General features: G+C 35.2%; 15 protein-coding genes and 1 pseudogene. 12 read left to right on the forward strand and 4 right to left on the reverse strand.

The features are described 5' to 3' along the window. Positions 1–148: 148 nt before the first annotated feature. Positions 149–691 (forward strand): hypothetical protein, encoded by a 543-nt coding sequence (locus ABIL69_10360; GenBank protein MEO0124389.1) that lies wholly within the window; start codon positions 149–151, stop codon positions 689–691. Here ABIL69_10360 and truB read toward each other — a convergent pair. Beyond that, complete coding sequence (truB, locus tag ABIL69_10365) at positions 681–1,343, reverse strand: tRNA pseudouridine(55) synthase TruB (protein MEO0124390.1); 663 nt, start codon at positions 1,341–1,343, stop codon at positions 681–683. The two genes, ABIL69_10360 and truB, sit on opposite strands and share 11 nt — an antisense overlap. 70 nt (positions 1,344–1,413) lie before the next feature. On the opposite strand from truB, the gene ABIL69_10370 reads away from it, so the two are divergent. The 4 genes and pseudogenes from ABIL69_10370 to ABIL69_10385 all read left to right on the forward strand — a co-directional run bounded on the left by ABIL69_10370 (position 1,414) and on the right by ABIL69_10385 (position 4,110). Continuing rightward, positions 1,414–1,881 (forward strand): hypothetical protein, encoded by a 468-nt coding sequence (locus ABIL69_10370; protein MEO0124391.1) that lies wholly within the window; start codon positions 1,414–1,416, stop codon positions 1,879–1,881. Next, positions 1,871–2,509: a hypothetical protein gene (locus ABIL69_10375; protein ID MEO0124392.1), complete on the forward strand. Its 639-nt coding sequence runs from the start codon at positions 1,871–1,873 to the stop codon at positions 2,507–2,509. Before ABIL69_10370 ends, ABIL69_10375 begins: the two co-directional genes overlap by 11 nt. Positions 2,510–2,540: 31 nt before the next feature. Next, the gene (locus ABIL69_10380) at positions 2,541–3,203 is read left to right on the forward strand and encodes an endonuclease III domain-containing protein (GenBank protein ID MEO0124393.1); all 663 of its coding nucleotides are present in this window, start codon (positions 2,541–2,543) and stop codon (positions 3,201–3,203) included. Further along, positions 3,157–4,110, forward strand: a pseudogene (locus ABIL69_10385) (putative glycoside hydrolase). The gene ABIL69_10380 and the pseudogene ABIL69_10385 overlap by 47 nt, the downstream one beginning before the upstream one ends. A gap of 13 nt (positions 4,111–4,123) precedes the next feature. Here ABIL69_10385 and ABIL69_10390 read toward each other — a convergent pair. Continuing rightward, complete coding sequence (locus tag ABIL69_10390) at positions 4,124–5,125, reverse strand: PorV/PorQ family protein (GenBank protein ID MEO0124394.1); 1,002 nt, start codon at positions 5,123–5,125, stop codon at positions 4,124–4,126. Between the two features lie 836 nt (positions 5,126–5,961). On the opposite strand from ABIL69_10390, the gene ABIL69_10395 reads away from it, so the two are divergent. From ABIL69_10395 to ABIL69_10420, 6 genes are all read left to right on the forward strand, one after another. After that, complete coding sequence (locus ABIL69_10395) at positions 5,962–7,413, forward strand: hypothetical protein (protein ID MEO0124395.1); 1,452 nt, start codon at positions 5,962–5,964, stop codon at positions 7,411–7,413. 68 nt (positions 7,414–7,481) lie between these two features. Then, positions 7,482–7,886, forward strand: coding sequence for a type 4a pilus biogenesis protein PilO (gene pilO / locus ABIL69_10400; GenBank protein ID MEO0124396.1), 405 nt, complete (start codon positions 7,482–7,484; stop codon positions 7,884–7,886). Then, entirely contained in the window at positions 7,883–8,305 is a 423-nt protein-coding gene (locus tag ABIL69_10405) for a hypothetical protein (GenBank protein ID MEO0124397.1), read from the forward strand. Before pilO ends, ABIL69_10405 begins: the two co-directional genes overlap by 4 nt. After that, positions 8,302–9,672 (forward strand): hypothetical protein, encoded by a 1,371-nt coding sequence (locus tag ABIL69_10410; protein ID MEO0124398.1) that lies wholly within the window; start codon positions 8,302–8,304, stop codon positions 9,670–9,672. The genes ABIL69_10405 and ABIL69_10410 overlap by 4 nt, the downstream gene beginning before the upstream one ends. A gap of 19 nt (positions 9,673–9,691) precedes the next feature. Beyond that, positions 9,692–10,102: a type II secretion system protein gene (locus tag ABIL69_10415; protein ID MEO0124399.1), complete on the forward strand. Its 411-nt coding sequence runs from the start codon at positions 9,692–9,694 to the stop codon at positions 10,100–10,102. 30 nt (positions 10,103–10,132) lie between these two features. Further along, positions 10,133–10,675: a type II secretion system protein gene (locus tag ABIL69_10420; GenBank protein MEO0124400.1), complete on the forward strand. Its 543-nt coding sequence runs from the start codon at positions 10,133–10,135 to the stop codon at positions 10,673–10,675. Positions 10,676–10,827: 152 nt separating this feature from the next. Here ABIL69_10420 and ABIL69_10425 read toward each other — a convergent pair whose 3' ends face one another. Together ABIL69_10425 and ABIL69_10430 are read right to left on the reverse strand one after the other, a co-directional pair. Continuing rightward, positions 10,828–11,424, reverse strand: coding sequence for a hypothetical protein (locus tag ABIL69_10425; GenBank protein MEO0124401.1), 597 nt, complete (start codon positions 11,422–11,424; stop codon positions 10,828–10,830). A gap of 8 nt (positions 11,425–11,432) precedes the next feature. Then, positions 11,433–13,196 carry a secretin and TonB N-terminal domain-containing protein gene (locus ABIL69_10430; GenBank protein ID MEO0124402.1) on the reverse strand — a complete coding sequence of 588 codons (1,764 nt, stop codon included), beginning with the start codon at positions 13,194–13,196 and terminating at the stop codon, positions 11,433–11,435. Between the two features lie 262 nt (positions 13,197–13,458). On the opposite strand from ABIL69_10430, the gene ABIL69_10435 reads away from it, so the two are divergent. Further along, a partial coding sequence (locus ABIL69_10435) for an RHS repeat-associated core domain-containing protein (protein ID MEO0124403.1) occupies positions 13,459–18,995 on the forward strand: 5,537 nt, incomplete at its 3' end.

Raw genomic sequence — 18,995 nt, forward strand, 5'->3', positions numbered from 1 at the left:
CACACCAAGATAATATGTCATAAAAACCTCCCTTTTCTAATCTTCTGCAATTATATTCCATTAATAATTAATTCCAATATTTCATTATATCCTTTGATTTAAACGGTATTCTTGAAATTGGGATGTAAATTAGATATAATCTGTAAGAATGAGAAAGATTCCATTTTTCTTGTTATTTGTCGCCATTCCTTTTCTTTTCTGTGGCAAAAAACCGATAGTAGATTTTTATCAGGAGAAGATAACTATTGAGATTGATTCCGCATCAGCACTGGTACAGGGTGAATATTTTTTTGCAAATAATACTGACTCCCGCAAGATTGTAAAATTTTTTTATCCTTTTCCAGTAGATTCTAACCATTACTATCCGGATATCATCATGCTTGACTATCCTTATGAAAAAGATACAAATGGTATCTATTTTTCGATGCCGATAAAACCGGGCAAAGAAAATTCTTTCAAAATTGGCTATAGACAGAGATTAAATAAAAGATATTTTCGTTATATTACCACTACAACAAGAAAATGGGGTAAATCAATAAATACTGCAGAGTTTTTTATTTTGGCGAGAAAGGATTTAAAACTGCATATAAATTATAAAATAACTAAAACCGAGCTGAGAAACAATATGATATGCTACACAATTGTAATGAAAAGATTTTATCCAACCCAGGATTTAATTATCAAATGGTGATGTTTATAAAATCCTGAATATTATAACAATCTTTTATTGTAAATTCTCCGACTCTTTCTCTTTGTAAAAAATATAGGAAACCATTTGTCTCCAAATTTTGTGCAATGTCCTGGGCGAGTTGTCGTATATAAACACCACCTGAACAACAGATCCTGATTGTTAAAATTGGATATCTAAAATAGATCAACTCAATATTGAAGATTTTCACTTTTTTTATTTTTTCTATTTCAATCCCTTTCCTTGCTAATTTATATAATGGCTTTCCCTGAAACTTTGCGGCAGAATAAGGTGGAACTTTTTGTTCTATTTCACCAACGAAGAGTTTTAATGTTTCTTCTACTGGCTTCATTGTTAGACGAGTAGATTTGTTATTACTCAGTATTTTTATTTCCCCGGTAATATCTCCAGTATTTGATTCTGCGTCCAATCTAATGCCTGCGGTATATTCTTTTTGCCAGTTTTTGATTTCTTCAAATCTTTCAGTTGCTTTGTCTATAAGTAAAAGGACAACCCCGCAGGCGAATGGGTCAAGTGTGCCACCGTGTCCTATTTTCCCTTTGAATCCGGTTGTTTTTCTGAAGATCCTTATAAGGTCATAAGTAGAAGGGCCGGGCGGTTTATAAACTGGAATTATTCTATTTAATCCTTCCATAGGAGATTTTATATAAATTAGAACCATAATCAAGTGGTTGACTTTTAATTTTTTTTAATTATTATTATTTATGGTTATTGTTTTTATAATAATAAGTATGCATATTGGAATTGAGGGTGGAATTAATCAACCCATAATCGGATTTGATTATACACTTAATAATGGAACTATTGTTAAGGCATACATTGGCAAACAAGATTTAAACCACAATGTTCACTTAAATCTTACATTAACTGGTTCATACTACCAGGGAAAGAATACAGGTTACTCTTTCAGTAAATATGGGCTGGGAATAATGATAAGAAAAATCCCCTGGCGTATTGCACCTTTTGGAGAAATGGGGATTGATTATGTGTCTCGCGAATTAAATAAAAATAAAGAGTGGGGTGTTGGTTTTAGTTATACAATTGGTTTTCTTGTGAATTTTTATTATGAAAATATAAATGTCTATCCTGCTTTTTATTATGATGGAGTGACCGATTTTAAAATTAATGCAGGAAACCTTGGCATAAAATTGGGGATTAAATATGAATTATAGAAGCATTCTTGTGATCTTATTCTGTGTTTTATTCCTGCTTAGCGCCTGTAAAAATCATATCATTGAGCGGGCAGCGAGCGAATATTTTCCAATGAAGGAAGGCAACTGGTGGAATTATACCAATGATGATTTATATAATCCTATAAGCATAAATATTAAAACTGAGGCACCGGATACAATTCTCCATCATGAATGTTACCCATTCAATGTTTCAGGGGAAATCCATTACTATTCTAAAGACGAGGAAGGGATAAAAGAATACATAAAAATAATTAAGAGTTACGGCGGTTCAGATTATACAATCCTTGAGGGGTTTATTTTCAAACTTGAACTACCTTTGGTTTCAGGCAATAGATTCGTTGATTCACTTGTGGACTCACTAAATTTTTTCGGACAATGGATAAAAGTTAGATATATTATAAACGCCCTGGTATCTGAGTATCAGCAGGATGAAATCTATGGTGAAGTTTATCGGGTTGTCATTAACCGATATCAGTCTGTAATAACTCAGGATTCAACGATTTCAAAGGAAGAATATGTAGAGGAATATTATGCCCCGGGCATAGGGATGATAGAATTTAAAAATTCCGCTGGTAGATTCAGACTAAAAGATTTTAATATAGAATAAAATATTTGATACCATTTTTAATCCCGAAATTATGAATAAAAAGCAATCAGCCGGGATTCCGATATTGATTAAGATATATGAGCGTTTATTTAATACATTCGGCCCCCAGCACTGGTGGCCCGGGGATAGCCCCTTTGAAGTAATGGTCGGAGCAATACTTACGCAAAATACAAACTGGCAGAATGTGGAGAAGGCAATTAATAATATAAAAAGGGCCAATTTACTACATCCTCACAAATTGCTTGAAAATCGCGAAAAAATCTCCCAATTAATAAGACCTTCGGGTTTTTATAAACTCAAAAGTAAAAGATTGATTTCTTTTTTAAAATATTTTGTAGAAAGATATAATGGTGAGGTAAAAAATTTTAACAAAAAAGAGACCAATTATTTGCGCAACGAACTTTTGTCAGTTCCGGGCATCGGTCCAGAAACCGCAGATTCAATCTTGCTTTATGCCCTTAATCGTCCGGTTTTCGTGGTTGATGCTTATACACGAAGAATGCTAAAACGTCATAATCTGATAAGTGAAAAAGCCGATTATAATGATATACAAAAATTTTTTGAGAGCAATTTACCCAGAGATATTCAACTTTACAATGAATACCATGCCCTTATAGTTAGACTGGGTAAAGAATATTGTAAAAAAAATGATCCCCTGTGTGATATTTGTCCTATACACAACATTCTCGTATAATCCTGATAGCCTTATTCGGGGAGTTTATATCAATCCCTATCAGGGTTGTAAAAAGAGTTTTCTGGAATACATTTTCAAACTTGCCGATTCCAATTATATAAATGCAATAGTCGTAGATTTGAAAAGTGATTATGGATACTTATGTTACGAAACAGAGATACCACTTGCAAGAGAACTTAATGCATTCAAAAGATATATTGACCTTGATTATTTAATAAAAAAATGTAAGGAATTAAATATTAAATTGATTGCCCGGATAGTTTGTTTCCGTGATAATTATCTTGCTAAGTACGAGGATTGTGCAATTAGAGATTCAACTGGCGAAATCTGGTATGACAAAACCGGCACCGCCTGGGTGAATCCATATAATAAAAAAGTTCATAAATATCTGATAGAGATAATAAAAGAACTTGAAAAAAAAGGCATTAATTCCTTTGCCCTTGATTATATAAGATTCCCAACCGATGGCGATATCGGAATTATTAGATTAAATAATGTTAAAGGTGAACGATATTTTCCGATAATAGAATTTTTGAAAGAATTAAAAGAAAATGTTGAAGCAGAGGTCGGGATTTGTATATTTGGATATGCAGTCTGGTATAATTTAAAACAAGAAGGGCAGGAGGTATCAAAATTTGGACCATTTGTTGATGTTGTATATCCAATGCTTTATCCTTCCCATTTTCATCCGAATTTTAAAAAAGAAGTATCCGAGTACTGGCGTAATTACTGGATTTATTTTGATTCAGTGGAGGAGTCTTTTAAAAAATTGCCCTTGAATGTAAAGGTTATGCCCTTCGTTCAGGGTTTCGACCTTTATTGTGAGGAATTTAATGATGCTTATATATTTTCTCAGATATTTGGCGCTCTAAATGCAGATGCCGATGGAATAATGATCTGGCATGCAGCAAATAATTATACTACTTCTTTGCCTTCTTTAATTCGGGCGTATAATTTAATCCGATACCGATACGCTCAGAATAGCCTAAATATCCGTAGGAGAGTGCTACTGCACCAATATCAAGAAATAAGCCCGACCCTATCATTATCTCTAAAGAAAAACCAAAGGAAAATCCAGACCAGCCCAGGTCCTGATAGCCGGTTTGGTAACCCGCCATTAAAGAAAATCCGGAAAGTGATGATTCCTGACCAAATAATGCTTTGGTAGCGGTCTGCATTAATTTTGGTTCTCGGATGTGGATTTCGCTTCCTATAGAAAATGTTGGAACATAATCAGGATATAAAGAATAATCAAGACTTAATGCCCAGTGGCTCTGACCAAAGGGAATCTTAACCGCAAGCCCCTGACGAAAATTCACCGGTGGGTATTCCCATTTTTGAATGAACTTCCGCGGTGTGCCAAGATTTTTCATTGTTGTGCCAAGATAAAGAAAATTTACCGGCCGTAGGATTAAGCCAAAATCACCAACAAATCCCCAGGCACTTTCACTCTCTAATTGGCTGCGCACAATTTTTCCACTGCCGCCAAAAGATAACTGTTTCTTCTTACCAATGCTCTTTCCATAGCCAACATTCAATAACATATCTGAATTACGGAACTGGTCAGATTCCTGACCTGAATCATCGCGCCTTATATCAGTTGCAGTTAAATAACAGAGTCCAATGCCGAGTGAACCTGCTTTCTTTCCGAGATAAATAGAAGAGGCAAGATTATAATACTGTATAAAACCGAGATGGGACATCGCCATACCGGAAAGATAATAACTATTTATAACACCCAGTCCTGCAGGATTCCAGAATACTGCATTACCATCATCACTTAAAGCAGTAAATGCATTACCCATTGCGACGGGTCTTACACCTACTCCGAGTTTTAAAAATGTGTAGCCCGTTGCCCCGGGCTGCCAGATCTGTGCAAAACAGAAAATTGCTATTGCTGATAATATCAATAATCTTTGCATGCTAAATTATATTTTAAATTCCTTCACAGTCAAGAGTGAGGTGTGCCTTCATAATTTTTCTGCTCCGGTGCCACCGGGTGAGCGCAAGGTTAATTCCTGGTTCTGAAAGAACCATCGGTCCTTGAAAAAAGCCTTGTCCTACATTTAGCTTATTTTATTAAAATTTATTTTTTAACCAGCATCACAACCCCAACCCAAAAACCATCTATTAAACATATATAGCAAAAATCGTGCCTGCTCAAAAGTGCTAAAATTTCAACACTTTGATATTAAAAATCAGGCCATTTTTTGAAAATTTTTGTAGTATTTTTTCTATTTTTCCTACGATTAAGTCTCGTAAAAATTACAACTTTTCAGGCAAAAATCTTGCAAAATGTTAGAAAATTTACACAAAGTTAATGTGTGAATACAAAATTATAAATAATTTTTCTAATATTCTAATTTCACAAATTGGAATTGGATTATATTTTTTTATTATTACATTGATATTGACACGTTAGAAAATTCAACATTTTTCACCTGCCGAAAAATGGTAAAATGTTGATTTTGATACATCGCTTCTATGCATCTACAAAATTTTGAATATGATTTTCCAATGCTACAGTTTTTGCAAATAAACTATTTTTTTATAACGTATTTTTTATCAGCCAGAAAATTTTGTATATACATTATAAAAAATTTTTTAAATTTATGGACATTTTTTAAACGAAAAAAGTAAAAACCTATGAAATATCAACGGGTTTTCGGGAATCTTTTTTAAAATTTTAGGTAATCATTTGGTTTTTAAGAATTAATTTTTCTCTTGTATATTTGCAATTTTTCAAGTAAAATTCACCATGGATTCAGTAATTGGGCTTGATATTGGTAATGATTGGATTAAGGCCGTGGAGATTGTGAGAAATTCAATAGTTAAAAAAATAGGGAAGATAAAGATTTACTCTGAAGGAGAATTGAATGAGGAAAGTAGAGAGCAATTTTATATAATAAAAATAAAAGAACTCTTTAGATCTTTAAAACTTTCCCGTGATAATGTAGTAACCAATTTTCACGGCTCTTATGTCTTAGCCCGCACTTATTTGCCACCAGTAACGGATAAAGATTCATTTGAACAATGGTTTGTGAATAATATAGAAGAGATTATTCCCGGCACAAGTATTGAAGATGTGATCTATGCTTACGAATTATTTCCTTCAGGCAGGGCGCTCATCGCCTTCGCCCGACGACGCGAGGTAGAAAGATTGCTGACTGTGCTTCGGGCATGTAATATTTTTCCGCTTTTAATTGACGCTTCTTGCCTTGCCCTGTATAATGCATTTGCCCCCCATCCCTGGTTTAAAGAGAAAAAGAATTTTGCAATTCTGGATATTGCTAATAATTCCGGAGATTTAATGATTGTAAAAGAAGGGGAACCTATCACTACAGGTGTTATTAATTTGAAGACAAAAATTTCAAATAAAGACAGAGAATCAATCAGAAAGTATATAGAAGAATTAGGTTATAATCTTATTCGGATTTTTAATTACTATGAAAAAAAAGAGAATTTTTCCATCAAGGATTTAATCCTCACGGGTGATTATGCAAAAGTAGTAGGATTAAGGAAAAATCTTAAAGATTTATTTGGTTTTACAATTGAATTTGGTAACCCCTTTGTTTATCAAGATTTCAAAATGCCAAAAAGTCATACTGATATAGAAAGTATTGGATATGCCCAAGCATTGGGTTTAGCACTGAAGGGGCTTTCAAAACCTTCTATTAACTTGATCCCATATGAAGAGAAAAATACTCACAAGATTTTTTTGTTTAAAAAAAGAATTGAAAGGTCTGCTAAATTGAGTTTAATAATTGCTATTCCGGTGTTAATAATTTTAATTGTTATTTTGTTTTTTGGAAATTATAAAAATGCAAATTTAAATCGGACGCTTAACGATTTGAAAAAAAAGATAGTTGAATTATCTTATGTTGAGGAAAAAGAATCAATATTAAATCAGAAAATAAAAAAAATTAAAGAATTGAATCGAAATCGTATAAAGTGGTCAGAAAATCTTTATCATCTTGGTAAAGATATCCCTGAGGGGATTTGTCTTAAAAAAATATCGACCGATAATCGGCTTATTTCTGAAGGTTCAAATACTGCAAGAAAGATAAGGATTATAATTGAAGGACAATCTCTAAGTCAAGAACGGGTTATTGATTTGATAAATAATTTAGAAAAAAGATTCAAAAATATTGCTGTGGAAGATATGAAAGGTGAACTGCAATGCGAGTTCAGGATAAGTTTAGGGCTTTGATCAGTCCTTTAACTATATTCGTCTTGTTTATATGGTTAATTACTTGTATCTTGCTTTATAATGCTTTTTTGATATATATCAAAAATAAAACCTATATCATTCAATGTCAGGAATTGCAAAGCAAATTAAATATACTGCAAGAGAAGAGTAAACAATTAAAAAATAAGGAAATTTCTTTTAATCTAAAGGATGAGAGATTATCGGCAATACTATCCTTACTGGTTAGTGCAAGTAAAAAATCAGATGCACAAATCGGCGAAGTTAATATTGGAACAGAGATGGAAAACATGGACAATAAAGTTCTTCCCTTAATTATTGTAGTAAAAGGAACTTATAATCAGATCGGCAGGTTCATAAATAACATTGAAAGGGAGGACCCAAGATTACAATTCAATGACATAGAGTTATCAACAAAAGAGACAAATGGATTAGGAATCATATGTAAATTGAAGGGATATTTTATAATTTTATGAGAATCAAAAAGAGTTTAACAACGCTAATTTTGATTATAGTGATTTTGGTAATCTGGGTATATAATCTTCTGTTAATTAAAAATTTGCCAGTACAACCAGAACAATCAGTAAATAAAACATTTGATTCAAAATATATTGATTCTCTTCCTCTATTTAATTTTGAGTATAAAGATATTAAACGAGACCCATTCAATGTGATTCTTGATACTACGCCAAAAGAGACGGTGAAGCCAGTTTTTACGCTAAAAGGTGTCGTGTTGTCGCAAGGGGAATCTTCCGCCCTTATGGAAATTTTTAATGAAACTTATCTTTTGAGAAAAAACGAAACTTGTGTTGGTATAAAGATAAAGGAAATTACGCCAAAGAGTGTGACAATTGAATTCCGCGGGAAGGAAGAAATCTTGAAACTATGGGAATGAATATTTTTTATAAATGCTTGGTTCACGGGAAACGGTTAGCGGTTAATGAGTCAAAAGGTTATGCATTACTTATTGTAATAACAGTAACCTTTGTTGTGTCACTCTTTATTGGACTTATGGTCTCTCAATATATTTATCAAAGACATTCAATAAAATCTTCTATCCAGAAGATTCAAAGTTTTTACACTGCTGAGGCTGGGATAAAAAAGGCTTTTTATTATTTAAAGGAAAACCCTGAAAAGGGGATTGGATGGCGAACAGGGGGTTTAATTGCTGATAAACCGGTGAAAGAAAAGATCTTTTATCAGCAAAATTATGAAGTTGAACTTTCGGTTGTGGATGATTGCGGTTATCTGAGGATCAAAAGCCGGGCAATTGGAAAATTCCCAAAAACAATTGAAATTATCAGTGCCGGAATCTTCCCCGATGAACTGCAGAGCAGTCTGTGTCTAATTTCATCCAAGCCCTTAGTTTTAGGCGCAGGAAGTCAATTAAAGGGCAGAATCAAACTTAATCAGGAACCGATATATAGAGGCGGTAGCATTGATGGAATGTTAGAGACAAATAGTTCATTATCGTTACCAGTCGTTTTGACAGAGCCTTTTAAAAACTCAATAAAATATTTTCGGTATTTCCTTTCTCACCCCGAGAATTTTGACAGAGAGTTATTCTCACCGCAGGTCTTTTCACCCCAGAGACCGTTCCGAGCAAAGAAAATTTTTGTTAACGATGCCGTCCTGATTGAAAATAAAAATTTTGATTCATTATGGTGTGCAGGTGATAATCTGATTCTTGCTTCAACCGCTGAAATTCAGATTTCTGGTGCAACAAAAATTAGTAATTCAACCATCGTCGCTGTTGGACCAGTAAGGATTCTGGATAAGGCAGTTTTAAATTCTACAAAAATCTATTCCGAGACTTCAATTGAATTAAGAGAAGAGGCAAAATTTTCTGGTATTCTTATTGCTCCAGAAATTAAAGTTTCAGAAAAGGCGCAGATATTTAACTCCTCACTCATTTATTGTGGTGTGCCATTTAAAGATGGCAAGATTGTTTTTAATAATGAATTACCAATTTGCTGCACTATTATAAATCTCTGCCAGGGGAAAAATAGTTTGATTGAAATTTCAAGTAAATCGGAAATTGAAGGTTTTATATATACACTTGCCCCGATTAAACATTTAGGTAAGATTTCAGGCTTTGTCTATTGTCAGGGTTTTTACAACCCACCAATTACAGAAGATACCACCAATACCAATGTTCTATCCGGAGTTATTCAACCAATGCCAGCACCCGAATACTTTACGATACCTCTAATATTTCAGGAAATCAAAGACTTCAAAATTATTCAATGGCATGAATATTAAAAATACCTAAAATTCCAAAATGCCTAAATACCTAAAATCCGAAATTTCTAAACTACTCTCTACTCGCTACTCTCTACACTCTATTCAAGGAGGCTTTTCTCTCATTGAGCTCCTTGTTGCGCTAACCATTCTCAGTGCTGTACTTTTGCCTTTTTTGAGTTTTGTATCATATCGTTTAAAAAAAGAGCGAGAAAGCGATGATTTTATAGAGGCAATTGAAATCGCCAAATCAAAGATGGAAGGGATTTTACTTTTACCTGAAGTAAAGGATAAAGAAGAGACTATCGGAAATAAATTTATGTTAAAGATCAAGGTTCTTGATGGCGATCAGTACGACGAACCACAAAATTTAAAGCCACTTGAAATTCAAATCAGTGTTTCACGCCTTAAAGACAAAGTTAATCTAATTACCCTGTTTGCCCTGAAATGATAATACAACCATAAACCCAACTATACGACTATGCGACCATCCGACTATACGACTAAACCCGGTCTCACCCTTATTGAACTTTTGGTAGCAATGACCATATTCTCTATTATCCTTACCCTTACCCTTTTAGTCTTCTTAAATCTTCGGAAGGCGCAGACCCAGCTCGATAAGAAATATGAAATTAGTAACGAGGTAGAAAGGTTATGCAAAGAAATTGAAAATGCACTCAAATTTTGTCAGAAGTTGATTTCTTGCGGTCAAACTTACATTACATTTATTGATATCAATGGTGATACTATTGAATATCATCAAAATAATGATACACTTTATAAAAATAATAAAATTTTCACGAATTTAACAATTGATTCCCTTTCGTTTATTTTTGTCAGACTGAAAGAAAAAGAAGAAATAAAAGATTTTTATTTAATAGATGAAAATCGTGATGGAATTTTGACCGGTGGAGAATTAAAAAATATCTCTGGAATAGCAATTTATTTACTAGTTTCTTACCCAGAAGGATTTAAGAGAATAAAAATAAGAAAGAATTTCTTTATTGCATTCCGAAATTTATAGAACACATATTTGCACTATACATATTATGTGCCATTGCGAGCACCAGAAGGTTACGTGATGGCTTAATTCCTTTTGTGAGGGGTGATTAAAAATCAGATTGCTTCACTCATTTCATTCGCTTACAATGACATTGTGAAACAGACCTTTCGGATTTACAACGAATCCCCTGGTTCTACTGATACTTCCCTCATTTTATATCTATATAATACAATCAATCTACTCACCAGCGTGCGACCTAAATTCTCAGCCACCTTTTGAGAGACTTCCTCAATATCTTTCCCCACTGCGCTATTCACAAAGGAATTTATGATTTCCTTATCTCTGAATCTTATGATTTTCGTTGAAACAAGAAGTTTCTGGGTTCCTTTCTCAATATCCACACTTCTGTAATCCATAATATCATAACTTATCAAATAGTCAAATTTTCGGTTATTCAAAGTGTCCGCGTCAAAAATATTCAGCCTCCCTTTACTATTGTTTTTTATTATCTCTTTCAAAAAAAATTCTTTAAAGATATGCCTTATTTTTAAATTATCCACTCTGCTTTCATCAATTATTACAACATTTACTGGCTCAACAATAGTCTTTTGGCTATGAAATTTTACACAACGAGCAGTAGATAGTAAATTTAGAAATATTAATAAACATAAAACCGTCCAACTATTAAACCATCTAATCTCAAAACCACCCATCCGTGCAAATGGTGCTACTTCTAAAATGTTCATGATTTGAAATTTGGATTTTGGCATTTGAAATTTCATTCCATTACCCTCGGCGTAATATAAATTACCAATTCAGTTTCTTCCTGAGTCGTTGTGGTATGTGAGAACAACCTGCCAATGATTGGTATATCCCCCAAGATTGGGATTGACTCTCTTGACTCAACATTTGATGTCTGAATTAAACCCCCAATCCCAATCGTTTCACCATCTTTCAAGTTGACGGTTGTGCTTATTTGCCTGCGGGCAATTTCAGGCAGTCCTTCGGGTCCAAGAGATTTTAGATTTGATACTTCAGTCTGGATAACGGTTGTGATTTCACCTGCGGTACTGACCCAGGGGACTATTTTCAATCTTATCCCAGCATCAATTGAATGGAGTTGGTAGATTGGTGCTTCAGGTGTTCCAGTGGTGGTGCGATAATATCTCACCCAGCCCACATCAATTGAAGCTTCGTTCCCATTCAAAGTGGCAATCCTAGGCCTTGCCTTGACCTTTGCCTTGCCTTTTGTTTCTAAGACATCAATACTGAGCCAGAAATCTTCAGGCACGCGTCCTAATTTCGCCACATTGAAATATTCACCTATTTTATCTAAAATTGGATTTATATCATCGCCTGTTGCCGAATAGGTCAATCTCGGGAATATTCTATTTATTGTATCACTCCTTGCATATAGGCCGCGAAATCCAAGTTCCTGGCTTGCTGATTTTGAAAACTCAACAATCATTGCTTCAATCAGAACTTGGGGTGAACGCAGGTCAATTGTTTTGATGAAGTGCTCGACTCGAGAAATCAAATCTTCAGTTCCAAAGATTAGAATTGCATTCTGTTCTTTTACGATCTTTATATTTTCCGCGGGAATCCCCTGGGGCAAGAATTGAGGAACAAGGTCTGCCTTTATATATTTCAGGGGTATAAGTTTTGAAGTAGTTAATGCGGCTGAGGCTGGTGATGTCAGAGACTTTTCGCCAAACAAATATATCCCATTGATACGCCGATAGGTAAAATTTGTGCCCTGAAATAGCAAAGAAAAGGCCTCCTCTAATGGCATTTTTTCAAATTTTGCATTTATTGAACCTCGAACATCACCATAGCGTACTGTATTCAATTCTGCCTGTGCAGAAATTTCATCTAATATGTCTCCAATATCTGCGTCCGAGACATCTAAACTGATCAGGTTCTCGTTTGTAACACTAACCGATAATCCTTTTCTCCTTCCTAACTCCCCACCAGCCTTTGATACTTGATAAATGCCAGCAGATTTTTTCAAAATAAATCCATTGGCACTCAACAAAGATGATAACCCTTTCTCAAGTGGCACATCATATAAAATTCCACTGATCTCACCGCTTACGGTCTGGTCAGCAACAATATTTATTTTGCTCTGACTGGCGATATCCCGCAACAATTCATCTATCGGAATATTCTTTATATCCAGTGTCAATCTATCTTTTGTTGCATTAATTTCTTTTTTTCTTTCTTTTTCTAACTTTTTAACAAGATAATAATTTTCTTTTTTTTCTAAGGAGAAACCGTAAGATTCAAGCATTGCCTTTAAGCCATCTTCCAACTTAACTTTTTCCAAATGCACTGTAACTTTGCCTTCTACTTCTCTATCCGTGACGATATTTACTCCCATTTGAACACCTATTGCTCTCAATACATCTTTGATATCTGCATCTTTAAAGTCAAAAGTAATTAGTGGAGTATCAACTTCTTTTACTTCAATTGTATCAACTTCAAGCGAATCATAAAATAAATTCTGGTTTAATAAAAATATACTGAAAAATAAAAAATGCATAGAAGATTTTACTCTAAAAATTTTTGAAATGCAAGTAAAAAATGATACAATATAGATTTTTAAGGCAAAAATTGTTTTTTTGATTTTTGGGAGCAAAATCCCGAAAACTCATTGAAATTGCATTAGTTTTTGCTATTTTGAATTTCTTAAATGTCCATAAATTTAAAAAATTTTTTCTGTTGCAGTAAATTATCTTTTTTGTATAATGGGGCGTGGTTTTTTGTTGCTCTAGTATGGTTAGACATTTGCGAAAGGAGGCAAAATGAGAATCAATGTCCAAACCTTTATTTTTTTGTTGGTTGTTTTATGCCCGGGTCATATTTATGGAAGTTATTACGAAGGTTATCTTAAAGGTACCGATAAATTAGAAGGACATTTAATATTAGATTCTGTTATTAACTCTCGAACTCGCGATGTTTATGATTATTTTTATCCAGGTAATCCCAGTTTTTTGCTGCCTACTCAAAACTTTAATCCGGAAAATGCTTTCTTGCCATTTTCCCAAGAAAAGATTGACCTTGCTACAGGAAATTTAGTTATCCGTGAGCCATTGATTTATTATCCAGGTCGAAATGGTCTTAATTTTGAACTTTATTTGATTTACAATAGTGGATTTTGGCGTTATGACTGCTCTGCCGGTGGGTATTTTTATGGTAAAGGAACGATTCCCTCGGTTCAGTTGCAGCCTTGTGGGATTGGTTGGGATATCATTATGGGTGAATTGCACCTTACTACCTATAAGCCTTATGCCCAAGATTGGTCCTTCCTTCCTGAATATAGCTTAATAAATATTCCCAATGCTGGAATAAAATCCCGCGTTATTAAAGGTAAGCTTATCAATGATAATTCCATTGAGTATAGGATTGAGAATAATCCTGAATGGCGAATTGTTCCCAATAGTGGAGGTTATGGATATATAGCTATTGCACCGTCCGGTATTAAATACTATTTTGGGCGGTCAATGACTTATTACCGACGATTTTTTTGGGACCATTACACCTTGGAGACAGAAATTTATTTTGTTACCAAAATTGAAGATAGCAATGGCAATTACATATCAATTTATTATTATATCCATCCTAATGGTCAACCACATTTTGGTCATATTGGCAATGAGTATGATGATAATCCATATCAGAATACTGCCACTTATTATGATGCGAGATTGCTTGATACATTAATAGATACCAAGGGCACGAAGACAACCTTTCATCGACACCGGTATGTTTTTTATTACAATAATTGGCCAATAGTGGTGCCCATTTATGATAGTATTTCTTATATAGGATTTGACCGTATCGGTAATTCGGTTTTGAGTCGGATTAAATTTCTGATTCAGGAGAATGTACAATTGGGTGGTGCCAATGAACCATTTAATGGACGGGCAAATCTACTTAATAAAATTTTTTATACCAACTATGCAGGAAGTTTTAATATGCCACCGAAATTATTTGGTTATGACGAATTTGGATGTATTACGGCTATAATGTATCCTACGACAAAAATTGTGAATGGTATAGTTGCTGGGGGAAGACGTATTTTTAATTATACTATGGTAAAAGACAACACCATATATTATCGAAGGATTTTATGTGTTACTGAAGACCGTTGGGGTTATCCTCAGGACAGGGTGTATTATTATTTTGGTGATAATACTCCGGGAAATATGGGCTGGGATAATAACAATATTGAATTTAGTTCTGTGGTGATGGACCGCACGACTGGTGATGGATATTTATATTCGGTCAACAGTTACCGTAAAACTAAGGTTTATTACTCAACCAGTGGGAATTTTGATATCTATTATTTTTTGGACCGGGATGATACTCAGAATTTTGATAAGAAGAAATCGCTCTGGGGAACCTGCTGGAAGGTTGAACATTATGATGCCATTGGAAATTTATTAGCAAAGGAAGAGTATGGATATGATGTGACGGTCAATGGTGTGGATTGTTCTGATCCTGCTCATTTCTATCCCTGGCCTTATAAGCAGCTCCGTGGTGAATACCGAGTAAAAGGTGATACAAAAATTTTTACCCGTTATGATAATTATACAAAATACAACCAATGGAAGACTAAGACTGAATATGGATTTATAAGCTATCTTGATTGGGGCTCATTCTGGAGTAATCCGTATGTTGTTGATGCCGGGGTTGATAGAAGAATTACCACCCGTTCATTCTTATGGGAATCAAACTCAAATTATATAAACGGCAAAGTATTTCTGATTGACAGAATTGTCTCACAACAGTTAAAAGATAATACCGACAATCTTGTTTTTCAAGTGCAATACGAATATGATAATGTTGGTTATAATGATTACTATAACTATTATACAATGTATCCGAACTATCCACCCGGGCAACACACCACACAAGGACAATATCGTGGCAATTTGACCAAATTTAAGCAAGGATTAAGAGAAGGAAATAATTGGACCTGGATTACGACCCATTATAAATATGATTGTTGCGGGAATATAGTGCGCATTATAAATCCGTTGGGCTATGAAACTTCTTACCGCTACGATGTAGATTTCGGCCATCCCTGGCCCTTTAATCCAAGCTTATACAAATATGCCCATTTGCGAAAAATTGCTCACTATGTTCCCAATGATAGCATTTGTGAAGGTGCACGATGGTATTTTAATCAGGGACTTATAATGAATTACTGCGGTTCTAATACCACAGAAATTGGACAATCTTGGAAATATATTTACGATCATCTCAATCGGTTGATAAGAATTTATGCACCAAACGTTGATTATTATCCTACAAAGGCTTTTTATTATTCTTATTTCAAAGAAGGGGTGATAAACATGCGTTACAATTTTTTGAGAGTTTATGCTACGATGAAAGATGATATGCCTGACGAATACGATTATCAATATTATATCATGGACTATCTGGGTAGATTTTTCCAATATCAGCGACGGAATCCTTACTTTGCTGATTCAACTTGGAATGTTAATTACTATTATACTGATAGGGGTTTAAAAGCAAAGGTGTCAAAACAATTTAACAGCCAGAAGGGTGAATATGACGGTTGGCCTAGTCCTGGACCGATGCTCAATGGCTATACCGAATACAAATATGATGGAATTGACCGGCTCATTGAACACACCCATCCTCCGGGTACCAATGAGCAGGACCGAATCCATTATACCTACACAAACAATCAGGTCACCGTCACTGATGAGAATGACCATCAAAAGAGGAACACCTATGATGCCTACGGCAGAATCGCACAAGTAGAACAGATTTTAAATAATACCGAGTATACTACCGAATACCAATATGATGCACTGGGAAATTTAATAAAAGTATCCAACAATAATGGGCAATTTGTTATTACCTATAACTATGATGCACTAAGTAGGTTGATTCAGAAAAACGACCCTAATACTGGTATCACCAAATATGTTTATGATGATTGCAATAATCTCCGATTCATTCAGGATGCTAATCATGCCAACAATAATTCCTGGGTATATAAAAAATACGATGCCCTGGGACGTTTGACTGAAGAGGGTGAGATGTCAGGGATTAATCCAACAAGGGTTGAGGCAAATAACCCAGATTATCCCACAAATGGCTCCTGGAGGATAAAGCGATTTTATGACCAGAGTTATAATGGTTCAACGAATCCCAAAGGTAATCTGGTGCGGGAATTGATCTCCAAAGACGGGATAAATTGTGAGTATATGGCAGTTTATTCTTATGATAAGAGGGGTCGGGTGATAAGCAAGACGGTTTACAGAGGGGATAATCCGATTGGTGGTTTGCGGATTGGTTATGAATATGATGCCCAGGATAATTTAATAAAGATTGTTTATCCGGATGATGAAACAATAGTTTATAAATTGAACGGTCTTATGCTCTGTGATACGGTCAAGACTGGTGGCGATATCTGGCTGGCAAAGATTCATTATAAAGAAAATGAGAAGCCTGATTCAATCATTACCCGTGGTTATGCGGCGGGATTTTCTTATTATCTTCGGGACTGGCTGGATAAGATTCGGCTAAATGGCTCGGTGATTCGGGATTATGATTATGATAATGTGGGCAATGTGTCTTTTGAAGCACGCGATGGTTATAATGCTACATATGGGTATGATTATATTTATCGGCTGATTAACGAACAATACACGGGTGAAATAAACAAAAATATCATCTACAGTTATAATTATTTGCACAATCGTATTCAGATGATTGAGGATGGTGATGTTACAAATTATCAATATACACCCAATACTTCCCGTCTGGTCTCAGCTGGTCCCTGGGATTGTGTAAATGATGCCAGTGGTAATCTTATCTCTTGCCGAAATTATCAAAATATGTATAATTATCGGAACGAATTAATAAAAAGGCAGCGTATGGATACACCGAAAGATGAAAAAGTAATAAATGAGGTTTATACTTATCTTTATGATGGTAAAGGAAATCGGGTTAAGATGGTTACTCAGGGTATAGGTGGTAGTAAGACATTTTTTATCACCGATGAGCAAAATCGGGTGATATACGAGACTGATGATACACCCAATCTCTTAAAGAATCCAAATTTTGAGAATGGCACGAATTGGGCACCCTGGTGGACTTATACACCACAGGGTAGTTGCACCTGGACATTGGTGAGTGATGTGGTGAAAAGTGGTTTTTATGCGATAAGGGGGACGAGCAAGCCTGAGGCGGGAGAGGGTTTTTATCAGACCGTTCATCTTGCTGACTGTCCGGTGCCAATGGTGGCGAGTGTTTATATCAAGACGCAGGATTTAACCAATGGTGCGAGATTGCAGGTTGATTTTTACAATGGGTCGAGTTATATTGGGAGTAAGTGTGGAAATTTGATAACCGGGACCACTGATTGGGTGCAGGCAATATTGCCGATATATGCTTCGGATATTCCATCGGGTACTACCCAGATTATTGTTTTTGTGGTAAAGTTTGCCGGAACCGGTACCTGCTGGATAGATAATTTTCGGCTTGAGGGCGGCACGGTGCCGAGTCCCAATGAGGCGAAATATGTATATTTGAACAATACGCATTTGTGTAAAATTGATGCCTTTGGCGAGCCTTATTTCTATCTGTGTGATGCCTTAGGTTCGCCGATAAAGATAATGAACAAAAACTGGGTAACAATAAAATCGGAATCCTTCAGGGCGTTTGGGGAGCAGTTGACTTCTGTTGGCAGTTTTAAGAATACGCATCGGTTTACGGGTAAGGAGTATGAAAATAGTGGGGTCTATTATTTTGGTGCGCGGTATTATGATCCATGGCTGGGTAGATTCTTGACCCCGGATCCATTAGGGAAGTTTGATTCCCAGGACCCCCGCACCCTCAATCCGTATATTTATTGTTTGAACAATCCAGTGAGATTCATAGATCCTGATGGTGAATTGCCACTTATAGCTGCTTATGGTATTGGTGTAGCGGTTGGTGTGACTGCGGATATTGTGATTAAGAATCAATTATTTAATCAGTCTGGGTATACATGGAAAGATTTTGGTATTGCAGTTGCAGCGGGAATATCTTCTGGAGGTGTTGCTACGCTAGGTTCAGCCATTGCTCAGAGTATCGGAACGACAATCGCAACCCGGTTAGCGGTACAGAGTGGTGTTGGGGCGGTGGGTAATGCGGTGATTGGTGTGGGTGTGAGGGCGGTTTCGGGGCAGAAGACTAATATTGGTGATGTTGTTAAAGATGCTGTTTTTGGTGGGATTGCTCAGGTTGCGGGGGAAGGTGCGAATAAAGTAATAAGCAGGGTTTTACCTGGGAAGACAGTTGCTACGCTCTATAAAGT

It is taken from the genome of candidate division WOR-3 bacterium, assembly GCA_039802005.1.
In the GTDB taxonomy this organism is placed as follows: Bacteria; Hydrothermota; Tepidihabitantia; order SM23-42; family JAOAFX01; genus JAOAFX01.

What these genes read in the sequence shown, in the direction of transcription:
- ABIL69_10405 (MEO0124397.1), top strand. Translation starts at nt 7,883, where the DNA reads ATGAGAATCAAAAAGAGTTTAACAACGCTAATTTTGATTATAGTGATT.
- truB (MEO0124390.1), bottom strand. Translation starts at nt 1,343, where the DNA reads ATGGAAGGATTAAATAGAATAATTCCAGTTTATAAACCGCCCGGCCCT.
- ABIL69_10380 (MEO0124393.1), top strand. Translation starts at nt 2,541, where the DNA reads ATGAATAAAAAGCAATCAGCCGGGATTCCGATATTGATTAAGATATAT.
- ABIL69_10390 (MEO0124394.1), bottom strand. Translation starts at nt 5,125, where the DNA reads ATGCAAAGATTATTGATATTATCAGCAATAGCAATTTTCTGTTTTGCA.
- ABIL69_10370 (MEO0124391.1), top strand. Translation starts at nt 1,414, where the DNA reads ATGGTTATTGTTTTTATAATAATAAGTATGCATATTGGAATTGAGGGT.
- ABIL69_10410 (MEO0124398.1), top strand. Translation starts at nt 8,302, where the DNA reads ATGAATATTTTTTATAAATGCTTGGTTCACGGGAAACGGTTAGCGGTT.
- ABIL69_10395 (MEO0124395.1), top strand. Translation starts at nt 5,962, where the DNA reads ATGGATTCAGTAATTGGGCTTGATATTGGTAATGATTGGATTAAGGCC.
- ABIL69_10425 (MEO0124401.1), bottom strand. Translation starts at nt 11,424, where the DNA reads ATGCCAAAATCCAAATTTCAAATCATGAACATTTTAGAAGTAGCACCA.
- ABIL69_10430 (MEO0124402.1), bottom strand. Translation starts at nt 13,196, where the DNA reads ATGCATTTTTTATTTTTCAGTATATTTTTATTAAACCAGAATTTATTT.
- ABIL69_10415 (MEO0124399.1), top strand. Translation starts at nt 9,692, where the DNA reads ATGCCTAAATACCTAAAATCCGAAATTTCTAAACTACTCTCTACTCGC.
- ABIL69_10420 (MEO0124400.1), top strand. Translation starts at nt 10,133, where the DNA reads ATGCGACCATCCGACTATACGACTAAACCCGGTCTCACCCTTATTGAA.
- ABIL69_10360 (MEO0124389.1), top strand. Translation starts at nt 149, where the DNA reads ATGAGAAAGATTCCATTTTTCTTGTTATTTGTCGCCATTCCTTTTCTT.
- ABIL69_10375 (MEO0124392.1), top strand. Translation starts at nt 1,871, where the DNA reads ATGAATTATAGAAGCATTCTTGTGATCTTATTCTGTGTTTTATTCCTG.